Below are 15011 nucleotides of genomic sequence, written 5' to 3' on the forward strand. Positions count from 1 at the left end.
CTGGCGACATGCGATCGCGGCCGACACAATCGGCGCGAATCGAACCCACGGAGAAGACGATGAACGGACGCAGCGCGTCAGCGCTTACGCGAAGGCTTGGAGGGGGACGCGCGACGGAACTCTTCAATCACGTCGGCAAATTCGGAAACGTCCTCGAACCGGCGGTAAACCGACGCGAAACGGACATAGGCGATCGTATCGAGACCGCGCAACTCGTTCATCACGAGTTCGCCGAGCTTCTCGCTACGCACTTCCCGCTCGCCGGTCGCGAGCAGTTGATATTCGATGCGGGCGACCGCCGCGTCGATCGCGTCAGCCGCAACCGGCCGCTTGCGCAGCGCGAGTTGCATGCTGGCGACGATCTTGCGACGGTCGAATTCCGTGCGGCTGCCGTCCTTCTTCACGACAGCCGGCAGGTTCAGCTCGACCCGCTCGTACGTCGTGAAGCGCTTGTCGCAAGCCGAGCAGCGACGGCGCCGGCGAATGGCGGCGCCATCTTCGGACACGCGCGAGTCGACGACCTGCGTGTCTTCATGCCGGCAGAACGGGCAGCGCATGCGGGATCAGCGATAGACCGGGAAACGCTTGGTCAGCTCGGCCACTTGCGCGCGCACGCGCTCGATCGTCGCTGCATCTTCCGGGTGCTCGAGCACGTCGGCGATCAGGTTGCCGACCTGCTCCGCTTCCGCCGGGCCGAAGCCGCGCGTCGTCATCGCCGGCGAACCCAGGCGGATGCCGCTCGTCACGAACGGCTTTTCCGGATCGTTCGGGATCGCGTTCTTGTTCACCGTGATGTGCGCGGCACCGAGCGCTGCTTCCGCTGCCTTGCCCGTGATGTTCTTCGCGCGCAGGTCCACCAGCATCACGTGGCTTTCGGTGCGGCCCGACACGATCCGCAGGCCGCGCTTGACCAGCGTTTCAGCCAGCACGCGCGCGTTCTCGACCACCTTTTCCTGGTATGCCTTGAATTCCGGCGACAGCGCTTCCTTGAACGCCACGGCCTTCGCCGCGATCACGTGCATCAGCGGGCCACCCTGGATGCCCGGGAAGATCGCCGAGTTGATCGGCTTCTCGTATTCCGACTTCATCAGGATCACGCCACCACGCGGGCCGCGCAGGCTCTTGTGCGTCGTCGTCGTCACGAAGTCTGCATGCGGCACCGGGTTCGGATACACGCCCGCCGCGATCAGGCCCGCGTAGTGCGCCATGTCGACCATCAGGTACGCACCGACCGACTTCGCGATCTTCGCCAGACGCTCGAAGTCGATCTTCAGCGCGAACGCCGATGCGCCCGCGACGATCAGCTTCGGCTTGTGTTCCTGTGCGAGCTGCTCGGCGGCATCGTAATCGATGTCTTCCTGCTCGTTCAGCCCGTAGCTCACCACGTTGAACCACTTGCCCGACATGTTGACCGGCGAGCCGTGCGTCAGGTGACCACCGTGCGCGAGGCTCATGCCCATGATCGTGTCGCCCGGCTTGAGCATCGCGAAGAACACGCCCTGGTTCGCCTGCGAACCCGAATTCGGCTGCACGTTCGCGGCTTCCGCGCCGAACAGCTGCTTCACACGGTCGATCGCCAGTTGCTCGACCACGTCGACGTATTCACAGCCGCCGTAGTAGCGCTTGCCCGGATAACCTTCCGCGTATTTGTTCGTGAGCTGCGAGCCCTGGGCGGCCATCACGGCCGGGCTCGTGTAGTTTTCCGACGCGATCAGCTCGATGTGATCTTCCTGGCGGCGGTTTTCCTGCTCGATCGCAGCAAAGAGTTCGGGATCGACGTTCGCGATGGTGCTTTGGGCTCTGTCAAACATACGGTTTCCGTTAAGTGTGTACAGGTTGACCGGTGCGGCCGAGTACAGTGCGCTGCTGGCGGAACCAGCTCGACGTGGCGGAAGAATCCGTATGACGCGAGGCAGGACAGCCACCGGCGATGCACGCAACGGCGCACAACGGCTGCCCAGGCGAACGGCAAAAACGGCGCCCCGCGCTTCACGGTGGGATGCTCCACCTTGAACCCGAAGGGTTCTATCGCCAGTCACGCAGGGGTGATGAGCGCGTTAGTGTATTGGATGCGTCATGAATAGGCAACCGCACGCCAGCGGCCCCGAAATAATAAGGGCCGGACTCCGCGCACCCGTGCCGCCATGCGTTGGCGCCTTGCCGCGATGCGGCAATCTCAGTACGCTTGCGCGATACTATCCGCTACTTTGTTACCGACCAGGAGCAGCAATGATCGTGTTCGTCACAGGCGCGTCCGCCGGCTTCGGCGCCGCCATCGCCCGGGCCTTCGTCAAGGGCGGCCACCGCGTCGTCGCAACCGCGCGCCGCAAGGATCGTCTCGATGCGCTCGCGGCCGAACTCGGCGACGCGCTGCTGCCGTTCGAGCTCGACGTGCGCGACCGCGCAGCCGTCGAAGCCGTGCCGGCCGCGCTTCCCGCCGAATTCGCCGCGCTCGACGTGCTCGTCAACAACGCCGGTCTCGCGCTCGGCGTCGAGCCGGCGCACAAGGCGAGCCTCGACGAGTGGCAGACCATGATCGACACGAACTGCTCGGGCCTCGTGACCGTCACGCACGCGCTGCTGCCCGGAATGATCGCGCGAGGCCGCGGCCACATCTTCAATCTCGGCTCGGTGGCCGGCACCTATGCGTATCCGGGCGGGAACGTATACGGTGCGACCAAGGCTTTCGTCAGACAATTCAGCCTGAACCTGCGCGCCGACCTGATCGGCACGCCGTTGCGCGTGACGGACATCGAGCCGGGCCTCTGTGGCGGCACGGAATTCTCGAACATCCGCTTCCGTGGGGACGATGCGAAGGCGGCCAACGTCTACCAGAACGTCCAGCCGCTCACGGCCGAGGACATCGCCGACACGATCTACTGGATCGCGACGCGCCTCGCGCACGTCAACATCAACACGATCGAGATGATGCCGGTCGCCCAGGCCCCGGCCGGCCTTACGATCCATCGCGGCTGACCTGTCCGAGCGCAGCCGCGGGCACGGCTCCAGCCGGCCCGCGGCGTGCTACGACGTACTACATTCCGTTACGAATCGGTTACGAATCGGGCCCTGCCCTTCCGGTAGAATGCGCGCCATGACTCAGCCTACCCGCTCCCCGGACGCGCCCTCCGGCTTCACCTGGCCGGTACGCGTGTACTACGAGGATACCGACGCAGGCGGCATCGTCTTCTATGCCAACTACCTGAAATTCTTCGAACGCGCCCGCACCGAATGGCTGCGCGCGTGCGGCATCGACCAGCGTCGGCTGGCCGACGACACGGGCGCGATCTTCATCGTCCGTAGTACGTCGCTCGACTACCGCGCACCGGCGCGACTCGACGACGCGCTGACGGTCACGAGCCGGCCCGGCCGCATCGGCCGCGCATCGGTGGAATTCACCCAGGAAGCCTGGCGTGGCGACACGCTGCTCGTCACCGGACACATTCGCCTCGGCTGCGTGGACCGCACTGGCATCCGGCCCGCGGCGATCCCGCAGGTCGTGCTCGACGCGCTGCAACGCGGGCCCGTCACCGACGCCGGGCAAACTGTACTGTCAACGAAGCTCGCATGAGCCCCGTTTAGACAAAGCCTATGAACTTGCCTTCCTGAATCGATACTAAGCAAGGTTCGGCGCCAGGCCTGACCGACGCGCCGCGCCGCACGCATACCGTGCGCCCCTCGCCGGGCACCCCCGATGGGACGTTACTCAAACCTCTATGAACACTTCTCAAGACCTGTCGATCATTTCCCTCGTCCTCAACGCGAGCGTGCTGGCCCAGGCCGTGATGGGGCTGCTGCTGCTGCTGTCGCTGATGTCGTGGACCTTCATTTTCCGCAAGTGGTTCGCGATTCGCCGCGCGCGCGCGCAGACCGAACGCTTCGAACGGGATTTCTGGTCGGGCGGCGACCTGCAGGCGCTGTATCAGAGCGCGGCCAACAACCGCCACACGATCGGCGCGCTCGAGCGGATCTTCGAATCGGGGATGCGTGAATTCCTGAAGGCGAAGGAAAAGCGCCTCACCGATCCGGGCCTCGTGCTCGATGGCGCGCGCCGCGCGATGCGCGCGTCGTTCCAGCGCGAAATGGACGTGCTCGAAGCGAACCTCGCGTTCCTCGCGTCGGTCGGCTCGGTCAGCCCGTACATCGGTCTGTTCGGCACCGTCTGGGGGATCATGAACTCGTTCCGCGGCCTCGCGAACGTGCAGCAGGCCACGCTCGCGAACGTCGCGCCGGGCATCGCTGAGGCGCTCGTCGCCACCGCGATCGGCCTGTTCGCCGCGATTCCGGCGGTGGTCGCGTACAACCGCTACGCGCACGATATCGACCGCCTCGCGATCCGCTTCGAGACCTTCATCGAAGAGTTCTCGAACATCCTGCAGCGTCAGGCCCAGTAAGGAGCACGCCATGGCAGGAAGTCCCATTCGATCCAGCATGCGCGGCGGCCGCTCGCGCCGCGCGATGGCCGACATCAACGTCGTGCCGTACATCGACGTGATGCTGGTGCTGCTCGTGATCTTCATGGTCACGGCACCGCTCGTGGCCCCGTCGATCATCAATCTGCCGACCGTCGGCAATGCGGCGCCACAGGAACAGACACCGCCCGTCGTCGTCAACATCAAGGCCGACCGCACGATGAGCGTCAAGTACAAGGGCGACTCCGGCGCGACGCAGGAAGACACGATGACCAAGGCCGAGCTCGACAGCTTCATGTCGGCCCGGCAGGCCGATCATCCCGACCAGCCGGTCGTGATCGCGGCCGACAAGACCGTACAGTACGATGCGGTCATGACCGTGATGTCGGATCTGAAGGCGCGCGGCGTCAAGCGCGTCGGCCTCCTCGTCAAATCGCAATGAACCGGCAGCAATCCACGCGCAGCAACGCCTACCCGTCTCGGCCGCCTCGCGAGCGAGGCACCTGGCGCGCGTTCGCGCTCGCCGCGCTGATGCACGTGCTGCTCGCGCTGTTCCTCTATCACGGCGTGCAGTGGCAGAACAGCACGCCGGCCGGCGCCGAAGCCGAGCTGTGGACCGAGGTGCCCGACGTTCCCGCGCCGCGGCCCGTCGTCACGCCCACGCCGCCCGCGAAGCTCGCACCGCCCCCTCCCCCGGTCCGGGACGAGCAGGCGGACATCGCGCTGCAGCAGAAGAAACGACAGCAGGAAGCGGCCGCGCGCGAAGCGCTGCTCGAGCAGCAGCGCCGCGCACAGCAGTTGAAGGCCCAGCAGGAGGAAGCGCGGCGCGAGCAGCTCGCAGCCCAGCAGGCCGCCGCGCTCGCCGCGCAGAAGGCCGCCGAACGCGACAAGCAGAAGCAGGCGGACAAGCTCAAGCAACAACAGCTCGTGGAGCAGCAGAAGCTCGAACAGCAGAAGCTCCAGCAGCAGAAACTGCAGCAACAGAAGCAGGCGCAGCAGGAAGCCCAGGAGGCGGCGAAGGCCAAGGCCGACGCGGCCGCGAAGGCGAAGGCGGAAGCCCAGGCGAAGGCGAAGGCCGAAGCGGCCGCGCACGCGAAGGCCGATGCGGCAGCGAAGGCGAAGCTCGACCGCGAACGGAATGCGCGACTCGCGCAGATGCAGGGCCTGGCGGGCGCCGGCGAAGGCGGCGGCCAAGGGCTCGCGAAAAGCGGCACCGGCACGGGTTCCGGCGGCAATGCCGCATCGCCCGGCTATGCCGACAAGGTGCGCCGCCGCGTGAAGCCGAACATCGTCTGGGGCGGCGAGCGCGCGGGGCTCACGACGATCGTCAGGATCCGCTGTACGCCTTCGGGCGACCTGCTGAGCGTCTCGGTCTCGCGGCCGAGCGGTAATTCGGGGTGGGATCAGGCGGTCGTCAATGCGATTCAGGCGTCGGTTCCGTTACCCCCCGATACTGACGGTCATACGCCGTCCAGCATTACGATTACCTTCAAGGCGGCGGAGTGAGCGCAAATGCGCTTACACTCCGTGCGTCGCTGCCGGACGGGAACGAATCGGGTATTTTTACTGTCTCTGCGGTTGCGCAGCGATCCAAGTCACATGGGAAGCAGAAGCATGAGATTGATGACGAAACTAGGTTTCAGGGCACTCGTGGCCTCGTGTCTGATTGCGGCCGGCGGCGCCGCTAACGCGCAGGTCAACGTGCTGATCACCGGCGTCGGTTCGACCCAGTTCCCCATTGCCACCGCGAACTTCGCGAACGAGGCGGGCCTGCCGCAGCAGGTCACGTCGATCGTCCGCGCGGACCTCGCGCGCAGCGGCAAATTCACCAATATCGATGCGGGCAGCACGCCCGTGCCCGAGACCGCTTCGGTGGATCTCGGCGCATGGAAGGCCAAGGGCGCGAACGCGTTCGTCGCCGGCAGCGTGAACCGCGAGGCGAACGGCCAGTACAAGGTGAACTTCATCCTGTACGACACCGTGAAGCAGCAAAGCCTGGGCGGCCTGTCGCTGACGGCCACCGACACGACGCTGCGCACGGCCGGCCACAAGATCGCCGACTACATCTACCAGAAACTGCTCGGCGTGCGCGGCGTGTTCGCCACGCGCCTGTCGTACGTGATCAAGACGGGCAACCGCTACCAGCTGCAGATTTCGGATTCGGACGGCCAGAACGCGCGCATCGCGCTGTCGAGCACCGAGCCGATCATCTCGCCGGCGTGGTCGCCGAGCGGCACGAAGGTCGCGTACGTGTCGTTCGAGCGCAAGAAGCCGATCGTCTACATCCACGACCTGCCGACCGGCCGCCGCTACATGGTCTCCGACCAGAAGGGCAACAACAGCGCGCCGGCGTGGTCGCCGGACAGCAACACGCTCGCCGTCGCGCTGTCGCTGACGGGCAATACGCAAATCTATACGGTCAATGCGAACGGCGGCGGCCTGCGCCGTCTCACGCAGAGCAGCTCGATCGACACCGAGCCGTACTACTCGCCGGACGGCCACTGGATCTACTTCACGAGCGATCGCGGCGGTGCGCCGCAGATCTACCGGATGCCCGCACAGGGTGAAAGCGCCGGCGCGGCACAACGCGTGACCTTCACCGGCAGCTACAATACGAGCCCGCGCATCAGCCCGGACGGCAAGCTGCTCGCTTACATCTCCCGCACGGGTGGGGGCTTCAAGCTGTACGTTCAGGATCTGCAAACCGGCGCGGCGAATGCGATCACGAATACCAATCGCGACGAATCGCCGAGCTTCGCGGCAAACGGCCAGTACCTTCTCTACGCTACCCAGTCGGGTGGTCGCAACGTGCTGGCAGCTGTGCCCTCCGACGGCAGCGCGCCGCCTCAGATCCTGTCCGTCCAGGGCGGCTCCGTTCGCGAGCCGTCGTGGGGGCCCTTCATGCAATGACCACAAGGAGAGTAACCATGATGTCGAATAAAGCTCGTCTGGCCCTGGCCGTGATGATGATCAGCGCGCTCGCAGCGTGTAAGTCGGGCGTGAAGCTCGACGACAAGGCCAACGCTGGTGCGGTGAGCACGCAGCCGAGCGCCGACAACGTCGCGCAAGTGAACGTCGATCCGCTGAACGATCCGAACAGCCCGCTCGCGAAGCGCAGCATCTACTTCGACTTCGACAGCTATTCGGTGAAGGACGAGTATCAGCCGCTGATGCAGCAGCACGCTCAGTACCTGAAGAGCCACCCGCAGCGTCACGTGCTGATTCAGGGCAACACCGACGAACGCGGCACGAGCGAGTACAACCTCGCGCTGGGCCAGAAGCGTGCGGAAGCTGTCCGCCGCGCGATGGCACTGCTCGGCGTGAACGACTCGCAGATGGAAGCCGTGAGCCTCGGCAAGGAAAAGCCGCAAGCATCGGGCCACGACGAAGCATCGTGGGCGCAGAACCGTCGCGCCGACCTCGTCTACCAGCAGTAAGTAACGGAAGAGTTGCCGTATGACGCACTGTGTAACCTGGCTGCGCGTTGCCGCAGCATTCTGCGTCGTCGGCGCGGCGTGGTCGGCCGCGCCGGCGCACGCCGGCGTGTTCGACGACAACGAAGCGCGCCGCGCCGTGCTCGATCTGCGCAGCAAAACCGACAACCTGGCGAGCCAGTTGTCCGCCGCCCAGCGTACGATCCTCGATCAATCCGGCCGTCTCGACCAGCTGAACCAGCAGGTCGCGACGCTGCGCGGCGAGAACGAGGACCTGACGAACCGGCTGACGACGCTCGAGCGGCAGCAGAAGGAGTACTACCAGGATCTCGACACGCGGCTCAAGAAGTTCGAGCCGCAGCAGGCGACGATCGATGGTGTCGAAGGCACCGTGCAGCCGGGTGAAACGGATGCGCTCAATGCGGCGCAGCAGCAGTTCCGCAACGGCAACTTCAAGGCGGCCGCGGCATCGTTCCGCAGCTTCATCGCGAAGTATCCGCAGAGCCCGTACCAGCCGACCGCGCAGTACTGGCTCGGCAATGCGCAATACGCGCTGCGCGACTATCGCGGTTCGACCGCGACGTGGCAAACGGTCGTGAGCAAGTATCCGCAGCATCCGCGCGCGGCCGACGCGCTCGTCGCAATCGGTACGAACCAGCTCGAGCAAGGCCAGAAGGCGGCCGCGAAGAAGACGTTCGAGCAGGTCGTGTCGCAGTACGCCGGATCGAACGCTGCGCAGACCGCGCAGGGCAAGATCGAGAGCATCAAATAAATTAGCGTGCCAGGTTGTTGACTGACCTGAAATTCGCCGCTATAATTTTTTGCTCTTTAGGTCGTTGGGCGAGTTGTTAGCGCAACGGGCTGACAAGTTTCAAGAACGTGGGGTGGTAACTCAGTTGGTTAGAGTATCTGACTTTTAATCAGAGAGTCGAGGGTTCGAGTCCCTCCCACCCTACCAACTATCTTTGATAGTGCAATGAAAGCCTCCCTCGCGGAGGCTTTTTTGCGTCTGCTTCCCGCAGCGTCGCGCGCGGCATCTCGATGATGCTCCCGCCGATTTCGACGAAGTCGATCTCGATCGGACGGGAAGCCTGCGGTGCGCCGGTGCATGCGGGCCAGCGCGATACGGGCGCCGGGTCAGGCACCCGCTGCGTGTGCTGTCACTCCTGAACGGACGGCGCGGAATCGGCGTCGGTGAAACGCGGCTTGGCATTCTGCATGTCGCGCGTATTCTTCTGCACGGCCACCGCACCGAACAGCGCGAGCACGAACGACATCGCGTAGAAGCCCTTCTCGCTCAACTGCAGCGTCGCGTTGAAGAGGCCGACGACCAGCAGCGCGATCGCGAGCAACAGCGCAACCCAGCTCAGCCCGTAGTAGATGCCGGTGACAGGAATGCCTTCCGCGCGGTCACGCACGCTCTTCTGCAGCGAGATCGCCGCATAGAGACCGAACACGAGCACGGTGAAGTAATAGCCCTTCTCGTTGAGCTGCATGCCGGCGTTCCACAGGCCGATCAGAAATGCCGCGAAACCGGCGATCAACGCGGCCCACGACGCCGCGACGAATGCGAACGACGGCTGCTGGATGGTGGTCTGGTTCATTGCTTTTGCCCTCTCTTTCTTGTTGTTTCTTGTTCGGAATCGCTTTCGTTGGAATGCGTTTCGCGCATGGTAGCAGCTTTGCGGCGCCGCACGACGATCGCGCTTGCGGTCTCACGTGCCGCGCTGCGCGCGCCGCCAGCGCCCCGGCGTCGTGCCGAGCACCGCGCGAAACGCCTTGCCGAACGCCGCCTCCGACTGATAGCCGACCGCCTGCCCGATCTCCGCCTGCCCGCGCTGCGTGTCCTGCAGCAGCGCGCACGCATGCATCATCCGGATCTGCGCGACGAACGCGCCGACGCTCATCCCGGCCTTCTCGCGGAAATGCCGCGCATAGGTCGCGCGCGACATCGCCGACGCCGCGCCGAGCGATTCGACCGTCCACGGTTTCGCCGGCGCCTGCAGCACGGCCTGGACCGACGGGCCGAGCCGCATATCGGCCGCCAGCGCGAGCCAGCCGGCCGGCACGCGCGCATCGCGACCGTACGCGCGCAACGCATAGGCAAGCAGCGCCTGTCCGAGCGCGTTCACGATCGCACGCGCACCCGGCTGCGCATTCGATGCCTCCGCGCGCAGCACGCTCGTCAGCAGTTGCAGCGACGCAAGCCCCGACGACGCCTCTCGCAGCCCGACGTGCAGCACGCGCGGCAGCGTGCGCATCAGCAATTCACCGGCACCGCGTGCATAGACGAAGCGTCCGCAAAGCAGGTCGACGCCCGCCTCGCCCTCATCCGCGGGATCGCGGTTCGACTTGACCGGCAGCACCGCGCCGCCCGCCGCGCCCGGTTCGCGCAGCAACGCGACGGACCTGGCGCCGCCCCCGCCCCCGTCCGACAAATCGTGCGCGTCGCCCGCGGGCAGCAGCACGAAGTCGCCGTCGACGAGCCGCAGCGTGCGCCCGTCGGCAGTGCGCAACCGGCACGTTCCGGACAGCAACAGGTGAAACGCCGCCTCGCCGGGCGGCAACGGGTCGTGCGGCATCGCGAACGGGCCGTCGAGCAGGCAGCGCACGTCGAGCTCGACATGGCTGCGGCCCAGTGACAGCAGTTGACTCAACGCGTCCATGAGACGTTTGCGCTAAAAATTGACACTCTAGCGTATCGAAACCCTCAGTGCGAACGATCAGAATAAGCCCTGCATCGCCCGAGATCGCGGCAACCGCCGACCGACCCACTCTTCTCGAAAGGACGCATCATGCTGAACTGGAACGAATACCGGAAGGAACTCTCGACGCGCATCGGCGACATCGCCAAGCTGTCGCCCGACACGCTGGCCGGCTACAAGGCGCTGTCCGGCGCGGGCGCCAAGACGGGCCATCTCGACGCGAAGACGCGCGAACTGATTGCGCTCGCGGTGGCCGTCACGACGCGCTGCGACGGCTGTATCGCGGTGCATACGGCCGAAGCCGCGAAGCATGGCGCGACCAAGGAGGAAGTGGCCGAAGCGCTCGGCGTCGCAATCGCGCTGAACGCGGGTGCGGCGCTCGTCTACTCGGCCCGCGTAATGGACGCGCTCGGCGACTGACGCGCAGCGCGCATGAAGGGTGCGGCGCCCGCCGCATCCTTCATGGCCGATCGGCCAATCGACCGGCGCCGCCGGCCAGCCGGCGGGTGCGCCGCGGCCGCGTATAACGGCGCCACGAAGTCGGCTACCATGCGCGAAGACGCATCGCGAAGGAGCGCTCCATGTGCCGCTGGCTCGCCTATACGGGCAATCCGATCCATCTCGAGACCGTACTGTTTCGCGCGAAGCATTCGCTGATCGACCAGAGCCTGCATTCGGAACTGGGCGCCACGACGACCAACGGCGACGGGTTCGGCATCGGCTGGTACGGCCCCCCCGATGAACTGCCGTTTCGCTACCGCTCCGTGCATCCCGCCTGGAACGATCGCAACCTGCGCGAAGCCGCGCGTGCGATCCGCTCGCGGATGTTCGTCGCGCACATCCGCGCGGCGACCGATACACCCGTCCAGGAAACCAACTGCCATCCGTTCCGCCACGGCCGCTGGCTGTTCGCGCACAACGGGCTGATCCGCGATTTCCACAAGCTGCGCCGCGACCTGACGCTGAAGGTCGATCCGGCGCTGTTCCCGACGCTCGAAGGCTCGACCGACTCCGAGCTGATGTTTCGACTCGCGCTGACCTACGGCCTCGAACAGATGCCGCTGCCCGCGCTCGAGCGGATGGTCGGGGTGATCGAGGAAACCGCCGTGCGGTATCGCGTCACCGAGCCGCTCAACATGACGATCTGCGCGACGGACGGCGACCGGATCATCGCGGTGCGCTACTCGAGCGAACGGCAATCGCGCTCGCTGTTCCACACCACGTCGTTCAAGCACCTGCACGAACTCTATCCGCACAATCCGCGCATCGCCGAAGCGGGCGACGACGCGTTCATGGTCGTCTCGGAGCCGCTCGTCGACCTGCGCGGGGCATGGGAGGAAGTGCCCGAAAGCATGGCGATCGTCGCGCAAGGCGCCGATGTGCAGCAGCGGCCGTTCAATCCGCGGCACAAGTAGGCCGCGAAAGCGTTCGCGCCTTCAGCCGCGGCGCGTGAGCCGCATGCGTACGGAATCGAGTTCGGCGGGCAGCCGGCGCGCGCGCGCGCGGCGCCGCGTCAGCGCAGCGAAGCCGAGCCGCTCGTACAGCGCACGGGCGCGCTCGTTGCAGGTCAGCACATCGAGCACGATGTCGCGACTGCCGTCATCCGGCAGCGCGCCGGTATCGAGCGCATCGCGAAACAATGCAGTGAAGACGCCCGTGCCGCGCTGGCGCTCGTCGGTCGCACAATGCGCGACGAGGATCTGCGCACGCTTCGGCGCCGGAATCTCCGTCTCGAGCACCAGTCCGCGCAGCAACTGGCCGATCGTGCGGCGCACGCCGAAAAAGCGCGCCAGGGCCCACACGACGTGAACGTCGTCGAACCTCGTCTGGCGTCCGTCATGGATCGCCATCACGGCAAGCACGGCGCCGTCGGCGCCGACCGCGACGCGGTGCCGGCGCCACGAGAACCGGCCGTGACGCGATCGGAACGCCTGTTGCAGGAAGGCGATGCAGCGTGCGTCGCTTTCCCCGAGGAAGAAGCCGAATTCGCCGACGCCCGATGCGAACACGAGCGGCGCGCATGCCGCCGCATCGTCCGCGCACGCCGCGCGAAACGGCGTCGACGCACCGGCTTGCGGCACGCCGAACGACGACGCGAGCGCCGCGGCCGGCATCATGCCGCGCGCCCCGCCAGGCGAGCCAGCACGGCGACCGTCCGGCTGATCTGCTCCGGCTCGTGCGTCGAGCAGATGAAGAAACGCAGGCGCGCGGCCTTCTCCTCGACGGCCGGATAGAAGATCGGCTGCACGTTGATCCCTTCGTCGAACATCGCGTTCGCCCACTGCGCAGCCTTCAGCGAACTACCGGTGATCACCGGCACGACCGCATACCCGGCGCTCGTGCCCGTGTTCAACCCGGCGGCGCGCGCCTCGGTCAGGAACTGCCGCCCGCGCGCCTGCAGTTGCGCAACCCGCTGCGGCTCGGCCTGCAGGCGTTCGAGCGCGGCCAGCGACGCTTCGGCGAGCGTCGGCGCGAGTCCGACGCTATAGAGAAAGCCCGGCGCCAGATGGCGCAGCATGTCCACGAGCGGCTGACAGCCGGCGATGAAACCGCCGCAGCCGGCCAGCGTCTTGCTCATCGTGCCCATCCATATGTCGACCTGGTCGGGCGCGACCGCGCAATGTTCGCGGATGCCCTTGCCCGTCACGCCGAGCACGCCGAGCGAATGCGCTTCGTCGACCATCAGGAACGCGCCGTGACGCGTCTTCACGTCAACGAAGCGCTGCAGGTCCGGGCAGTCGCCATCCATGCTGTACAGCCCTTCGATCGCGATCAGCACGTGCCGGTATTCGCGGCGCACGCGCGACAGCAGTTTGTCGAGCGCCTGCCAGTCGTTGTGCGCGAAACTCAGCCGCTTCGCGCCGCTCAGCTGCGCACCCTGCACGATGCTGTTGTGCGCGAGCGCGTCATGGACGATCAGGTCGCCGGGGCCGAACAGCGCACCGATCACGGTCACGTTGGTCGCGTGGCCGCTCACGAACGCGACGCAATCGTCGGTCTCGTAGAACGCGGCCAGCGCGCGCTCGAGGTCGCGTTGCACCGGGCGCTCGCCCGCGACCATCCGGCTCGCGGACGCCGACGTGCCGTAGCGGTCGATCGCGGCCTTCGCACGTTCGGATACGGCCGGATCACCCGCGAGACCGAGGTAGTTGTAGTTCGCGAAGTTCAGGTATTCCCGGCCGCCGATCCGCGTGGTCGCGCCGGCCACGCCATCGTGCACGCGGAAGAACGGCGAGTCGACGCGCAGCCTTTCGCCCATCTCGCGCATGATCCTGACCTGCTGATACTGCGGCATCGATTCGAAACGGCTGCGCGCCGATGCGGCCTGCGCCGCCGGCGTATCCGGCACGCCGGGGGCCGCTGCGGCTTCCGTCGCGCGCTCCAGTTGCCGTTTCAGGGCTTTCGCCGCCAGTTGCTGGCGAAGGTGTTCTCCGAGTGCCATTCGTTCCTTCGCTTTATCTCAAAAATGGCGCGATATTACGCCGGGTATTTTTAAAAAGACGTGAATCACGCGTCGGAAAACTCGGCCCACCGCCATGCATCGGTATCGGCCAGCAACGCATCGATCAACCGGAAATTCATCTCGTGGCTCGGGCGCAATGCACTGACGCGCGCGAGCAGCGGTGCACCGGCCAGCGCGAGATCGCCGACCAGATCGAGCACGCGATGCCGGACGAACTCCTCCGGCAGCCGCATCCCGCCCAGCACGCGCTTGCCGACGATCGACGCCGTGCAGGACGGCCGTGCGCCGCGCAGGATCGGCACCCCGCGCACATACCCGGCGATGATCGCCGGCACGGCCCATTTCACGCGTCCGTATGAACGCGACGGCGCGATTTCGGTGGCAAACGTGTCCGGTGTCAGCACGCCATCCCAGTGCATGTCGCCGAAGCCGCGCAGATCGTTGCGCACGCTCAGTTCGTAGCGCGAGGCCGGCTCGATCCGCATTTCGCGTCGCTGGTCCCCGGTGCCGTCCGCGACCACGACAGGCCGAAGCACCCGAATGAAGCGCTTCGGCGTGTCGAGCGCGATACGGCCGCAGGCACGGATCGCGTCGACCCACGGCGCCGCACTGCCGTCGAGAATCGGTACTTCCTCCGCATCGAGCTCAACCACGGCATGATCGATTTCGCATGCCAGTAGCGACGCGAGCAGATGCTCGATCGTGCGGACGCCGACCCCATCGGCGTTGCGCAGCATCGTGCACAGCGGCTGGGCGCGGCGCAGGGCGGGATCGACCTCGAGCACACCGAGTTCTCGTTCGTTGTGCATTCTTCGAAACACGATCCCGTGCCGGCCGCGCGCCGGCGTCATCGGCAGGATCCGCACCTGCACGTGCCGACCGGTATGCAAACCATGTCCCGACAGTGCCAGCGGCCGCGCAAGCGTGCCCTCGCTCGCCTGCCAGCCCGGGGGCAGTTTGATTCGGGGAATCTCCGCGTCGACTGGCACGCTTTCGC

At 66.2% G+C, this 15011-nt stretch carries 17 protein-coding genes, 1 tRNA gene and 1 riboswitch; of the genes, 11 read left to right on the plus strand and 7 right to left on the minus strand.

All coding sequences use genetic code 11. The annotated features are described in order from the left end of the window. Positions 1–77: 77 nt before the first annotated feature. Both nrdR and glyA read right to left on the minus strand, forming a co-directional pair. Positions 78–557: a transcriptional regulator NrdR gene (nrdR, locus tag ACVK00_RS19545; RefSeq protein WP_006754597.1), complete on the minus strand. Its 480-nt coding sequence runs from the start codon at positions 555–557 to the stop codon at positions 78–80. Between the two features lie 6 nt (positions 558–563). Next, positions 564–1811, minus strand: coding sequence for a serine hydroxymethyltransferase (gene glyA / locus ACVK00_RS19550; protein WP_166722356.1), 1248 nt, complete (start codon positions 1809–1811; stop codon positions 564–566). Between the two features lie 137 nt (positions 1812–1948). Continuing rightward, positions 1949–2049, minus strand: a riboswitch (ZMP/ZTP riboswitch). Between the two features lie 180 nt (positions 2050–2229). On the opposite strand from glyA, the gene ACVK00_RS19555 reads away from it, so the two are divergent. The 9 genes from ACVK00_RS19555 to ACVK00_RS19595 all read left to right on the plus strand — a co-directional run bounded on the left by ACVK00_RS19555 (position 2230) and on the right by ACVK00_RS19595 (position 8804). Further along, positions 2230–2976 carry an SDR family NAD(P)-dependent oxidoreductase gene (locus ACVK00_RS19555; protein WP_354122923.1) on the plus strand — a complete coding sequence of 249 codons (747 nt, stop codon included), beginning with the start codon at positions 2230–2232 and terminating at the stop codon, positions 2974–2976. A gap of 109 nt (positions 2977–3085) precedes the next feature. Next, positions 3086–3571, plus strand: a complete 486-nt coding sequence (gene ybgC / locus ACVK00_RS19560) for a tol-pal system-associated acyl-CoA thioesterase (RefSeq protein ID WP_284894810.1) — start codon at positions 3086–3088, stop codon at positions 3569–3571. A gap of 145 nt (positions 3572–3716) precedes the next feature. Beyond that, a complete protein-coding gene (tolQ, locus tag ACVK00_RS19565) occupies positions 3717–4394 on the plus strand; it encodes a protein TolQ (RefSeq protein ID WP_006753266.1) in 678 nt (225 codons plus the stop codon). Between the two features lie 10 nt (positions 4395–4404). Further along, on the plus strand, positions 4405–4854 hold the full coding sequence (gene tolR, locus ACVK00_RS19570; protein WP_006753267.1) for a protein TolR: 450 nt from the start codon (positions 4405–4407) through the stop codon (positions 4852–4854). Further along, a complete protein-coding gene (gene tolA, locus ACVK00_RS19575) occupies positions 4851–5918 on the plus strand; it encodes a cell envelope integrity protein TolA (RefSeq protein ID WP_284894811.1) in 1068 nt (355 codons plus the stop codon). The genes tolR and tolA overlap by 4 nt, the downstream gene beginning before the upstream one ends. A gap of 108 nt (positions 5919–6026) precedes the next feature. Then, a complete protein-coding gene (tolB, locus tag ACVK00_RS19580; protein WP_175701933.1) occupies positions 6027–7322 on the plus strand; it encodes a Tol-Pal system beta propeller repeat protein TolB in 1296 nt (431 codons plus the stop codon). Positions 7323–7339: 17 nt separating this feature from the next. Then, a complete protein-coding gene (pal, locus tag ACVK00_RS19585) occupies positions 7340–7849 on the plus strand; it encodes a peptidoglycan-associated lipoprotein Pal (protein ID WP_006753270.1) in 510 nt (169 codons plus the stop codon). Positions 7850–7868: 19 nt separating this feature from the next. Next, positions 7869–8618, plus strand: coding sequence for a tol-pal system protein YbgF (gene ybgF / locus ACVK00_RS19590; RefSeq protein ID WP_011656065.1), 750 nt, complete (start codon positions 7869–7871; stop codon positions 8616–8618). Positions 8619–8727: 109 nt separating this feature from the next. Beyond that, positions 8728–8804, plus strand: a tRNA-Lys gene (locus ACVK00_RS19595). A gap of 202 nt (positions 8805–9006) precedes the next feature. Here the strand turns inward: ACVK00_RS19595 and yiaA are convergent. Both yiaA and ACVK00_RS19605 read right to left on the minus strand, forming a co-directional pair. Further along, the gene (yiaA, locus tag ACVK00_RS19600; RefSeq protein ID WP_006753272.1) at positions 9007–9450 is read right to left on the minus strand and encodes an inner membrane protein YiaA; all 444 of its coding nucleotides are present in this window, start codon (positions 9448–9450) and stop codon (positions 9007–9009) included. Positions 9451–9561: 111 nt separating this feature from the next. Further along, complete coding sequence (locus ACVK00_RS19605) at positions 9562–10512, minus strand: cupin domain-containing protein (protein WP_228906944.1); 951 nt, start codon at positions 10510–10512, stop codon at positions 9562–9564. Between the two features lie 129 nt (positions 10513–10641). Between ACVK00_RS19605 and ACVK00_RS19610 the strand changes: the two genes are divergently transcribed. Further along, on the plus strand, positions 10642–10971 hold the full coding sequence (locus tag ACVK00_RS19610; RefSeq protein WP_006484989.1) for a carboxymuconolactone decarboxylase family protein: 330 nt from the start codon (positions 10642–10644) through the stop codon (positions 10969–10971). Positions 10972–11132: 161 nt separating this feature from the next. Next, a complete protein-coding gene (locus ACVK00_RS19615; protein WP_354122922.1) occupies positions 11133–11966 on the plus strand; it encodes a class II glutamine amidotransferase in 834 nt (277 codons plus the stop codon). A gap of 21 nt (positions 11967–11987) precedes the next feature. Here the strand turns inward: ACVK00_RS19615 and ACVK00_RS19620 are convergent, their stop codons facing one another. The 3 genes from ACVK00_RS19620 to ACVK00_RS19630 form a co-directional block, all read right to left on the minus strand. Then, positions 11988–12665, minus strand: a complete 678-nt coding sequence (locus ACVK00_RS19620; protein ID WP_284895118.1) for a GNAT family N-acetyltransferase — start codon at positions 12663–12665, stop codon at positions 11988–11990. After that, positions 12665–13993, minus strand: a complete 1329-nt coding sequence (locus tag ACVK00_RS19625; protein ID WP_284894813.1) for an aminotransferase class I/II-fold pyridoxal phosphate-dependent enzyme — start codon at positions 13991–13993, stop codon at positions 12665–12667. Before ACVK00_RS19625 ends, ACVK00_RS19620 begins: the two co-directional genes overlap by 1 nt. 65 nt (positions 13994–14058) lie before the next feature. Beyond that, positions 14059–14976: a UDP-3-O-acyl N-acetylglycosamine deacetylase gene (locus tag ACVK00_RS19630; RefSeq protein WP_284895119.1), complete on the minus strand. Its 918-nt coding sequence runs from the start codon at positions 14974–14976 to the stop codon at positions 14059–14061. Positions 14977–15011 lie beyond the last annotated feature (35 nt).

It is taken from the genome of Burkholderia sp. PvR073 (genome assembly GCF_054055695.1).

Excerpts from the sequence above, each read along its gene's own strand:
- ACVK00_RS19625 (WP_284894813.1), bottom strand. The coding sequence starts at position 13,993 with ATGGCACTCGGAGAACACCTTCGCCAGCAACTGGCGGCGAAAGCCCTG.
- tolR (WP_006753267.1), top strand. The coding sequence starts at position 4,405 with ATGGCAGGAAGTCCCATTCGATCCAGCATGCGCGGCGGCCGCTCGCGC.
- ACVK00_RS19620 (WP_284895118.1), bottom strand. The coding sequence starts at position 12,665 with ATGCCGGCCGCGGCGCTCGCGTCGTCGTTCGGCGTGCCGCAAGCCGGT.
- yiaA (WP_006753272.1), bottom strand. The coding sequence starts at position 9,450 with ATGAACCAGACCACCATCCAGCAGCCGTCGTTCGCATTCGTCGCGGCG.
- ACVK00_RS19615 (WP_354122922.1), top strand. The coding sequence starts at position 11,133 with ATGTGCCGCTGGCTCGCCTATACGGGCAATCCGATCCATCTCGAGACC.
- tolA (WP_284894811.1), top strand. The coding sequence starts at position 4,851 with ATGAACCGGCAGCAATCCACGCGCAGCAACGCCTACCCGTCTCGGCCG.
- pal (WP_006753270.1), top strand. The coding sequence starts at position 7,340 with ATGATGTCGAATAAAGCTCGTCTGGCCCTGGCCGTGATGATGATCAGC.
- tolB (WP_175701933.1), top strand. The coding sequence starts at position 6,027 with ATGAGATTGATGACGAAACTAGGTTTCAGGGCACTCGTGGCCTCGTGT.
- tolQ (WP_006753266.1), top strand. The coding sequence starts at position 3,717 with ATGAACACTTCTCAAGACCTGTCGATCATTTCCCTCGTCCTCAACGCG.
- nrdR (WP_006754597.1), bottom strand. The coding sequence starts at position 557 with ATGCGCTGCCCGTTCTGCCGGCATGAAGACACGCAGGTCGTCGACTCG.
- ACVK00_RS19555 (WP_354122923.1), top strand. The coding sequence starts at position 2,230 with ATGATCGTGTTCGTCACAGGCGCGTCCGCCGGCTTCGGCGCCGCCATC.
- ybgF (WP_011656065.1), top strand. The coding sequence starts at position 7,869 with ATGACGCACTGTGTAACCTGGCTGCGCGTTGCCGCAGCATTCTGCGTC.
- ACVK00_RS19605 (WP_228906944.1), bottom strand. The coding sequence starts at position 10,512 with ATGGACGCGTTGAGTCAACTGCTGTCACTGGGCCGCAGCCATGTCGAG.
- ACVK00_RS19610 (WP_006484989.1), top strand. The coding sequence starts at position 10,642 with ATGCTGAACTGGAACGAATACCGGAAGGAACTCTCGACGCGCATCGGC.
- ybgC (WP_284894810.1), top strand. The coding sequence starts at position 3,086 with ATGCGCGCCATGACTCAGCCTACCCGCTCCCCGGACGCGCCCTCCGGC.
- glyA (WP_166722356.1), bottom strand. The coding sequence starts at position 1,811 with ATGTTTGACAGAGCCCAAAGCACCATCGCGAACGTCGATCCCGAACTC.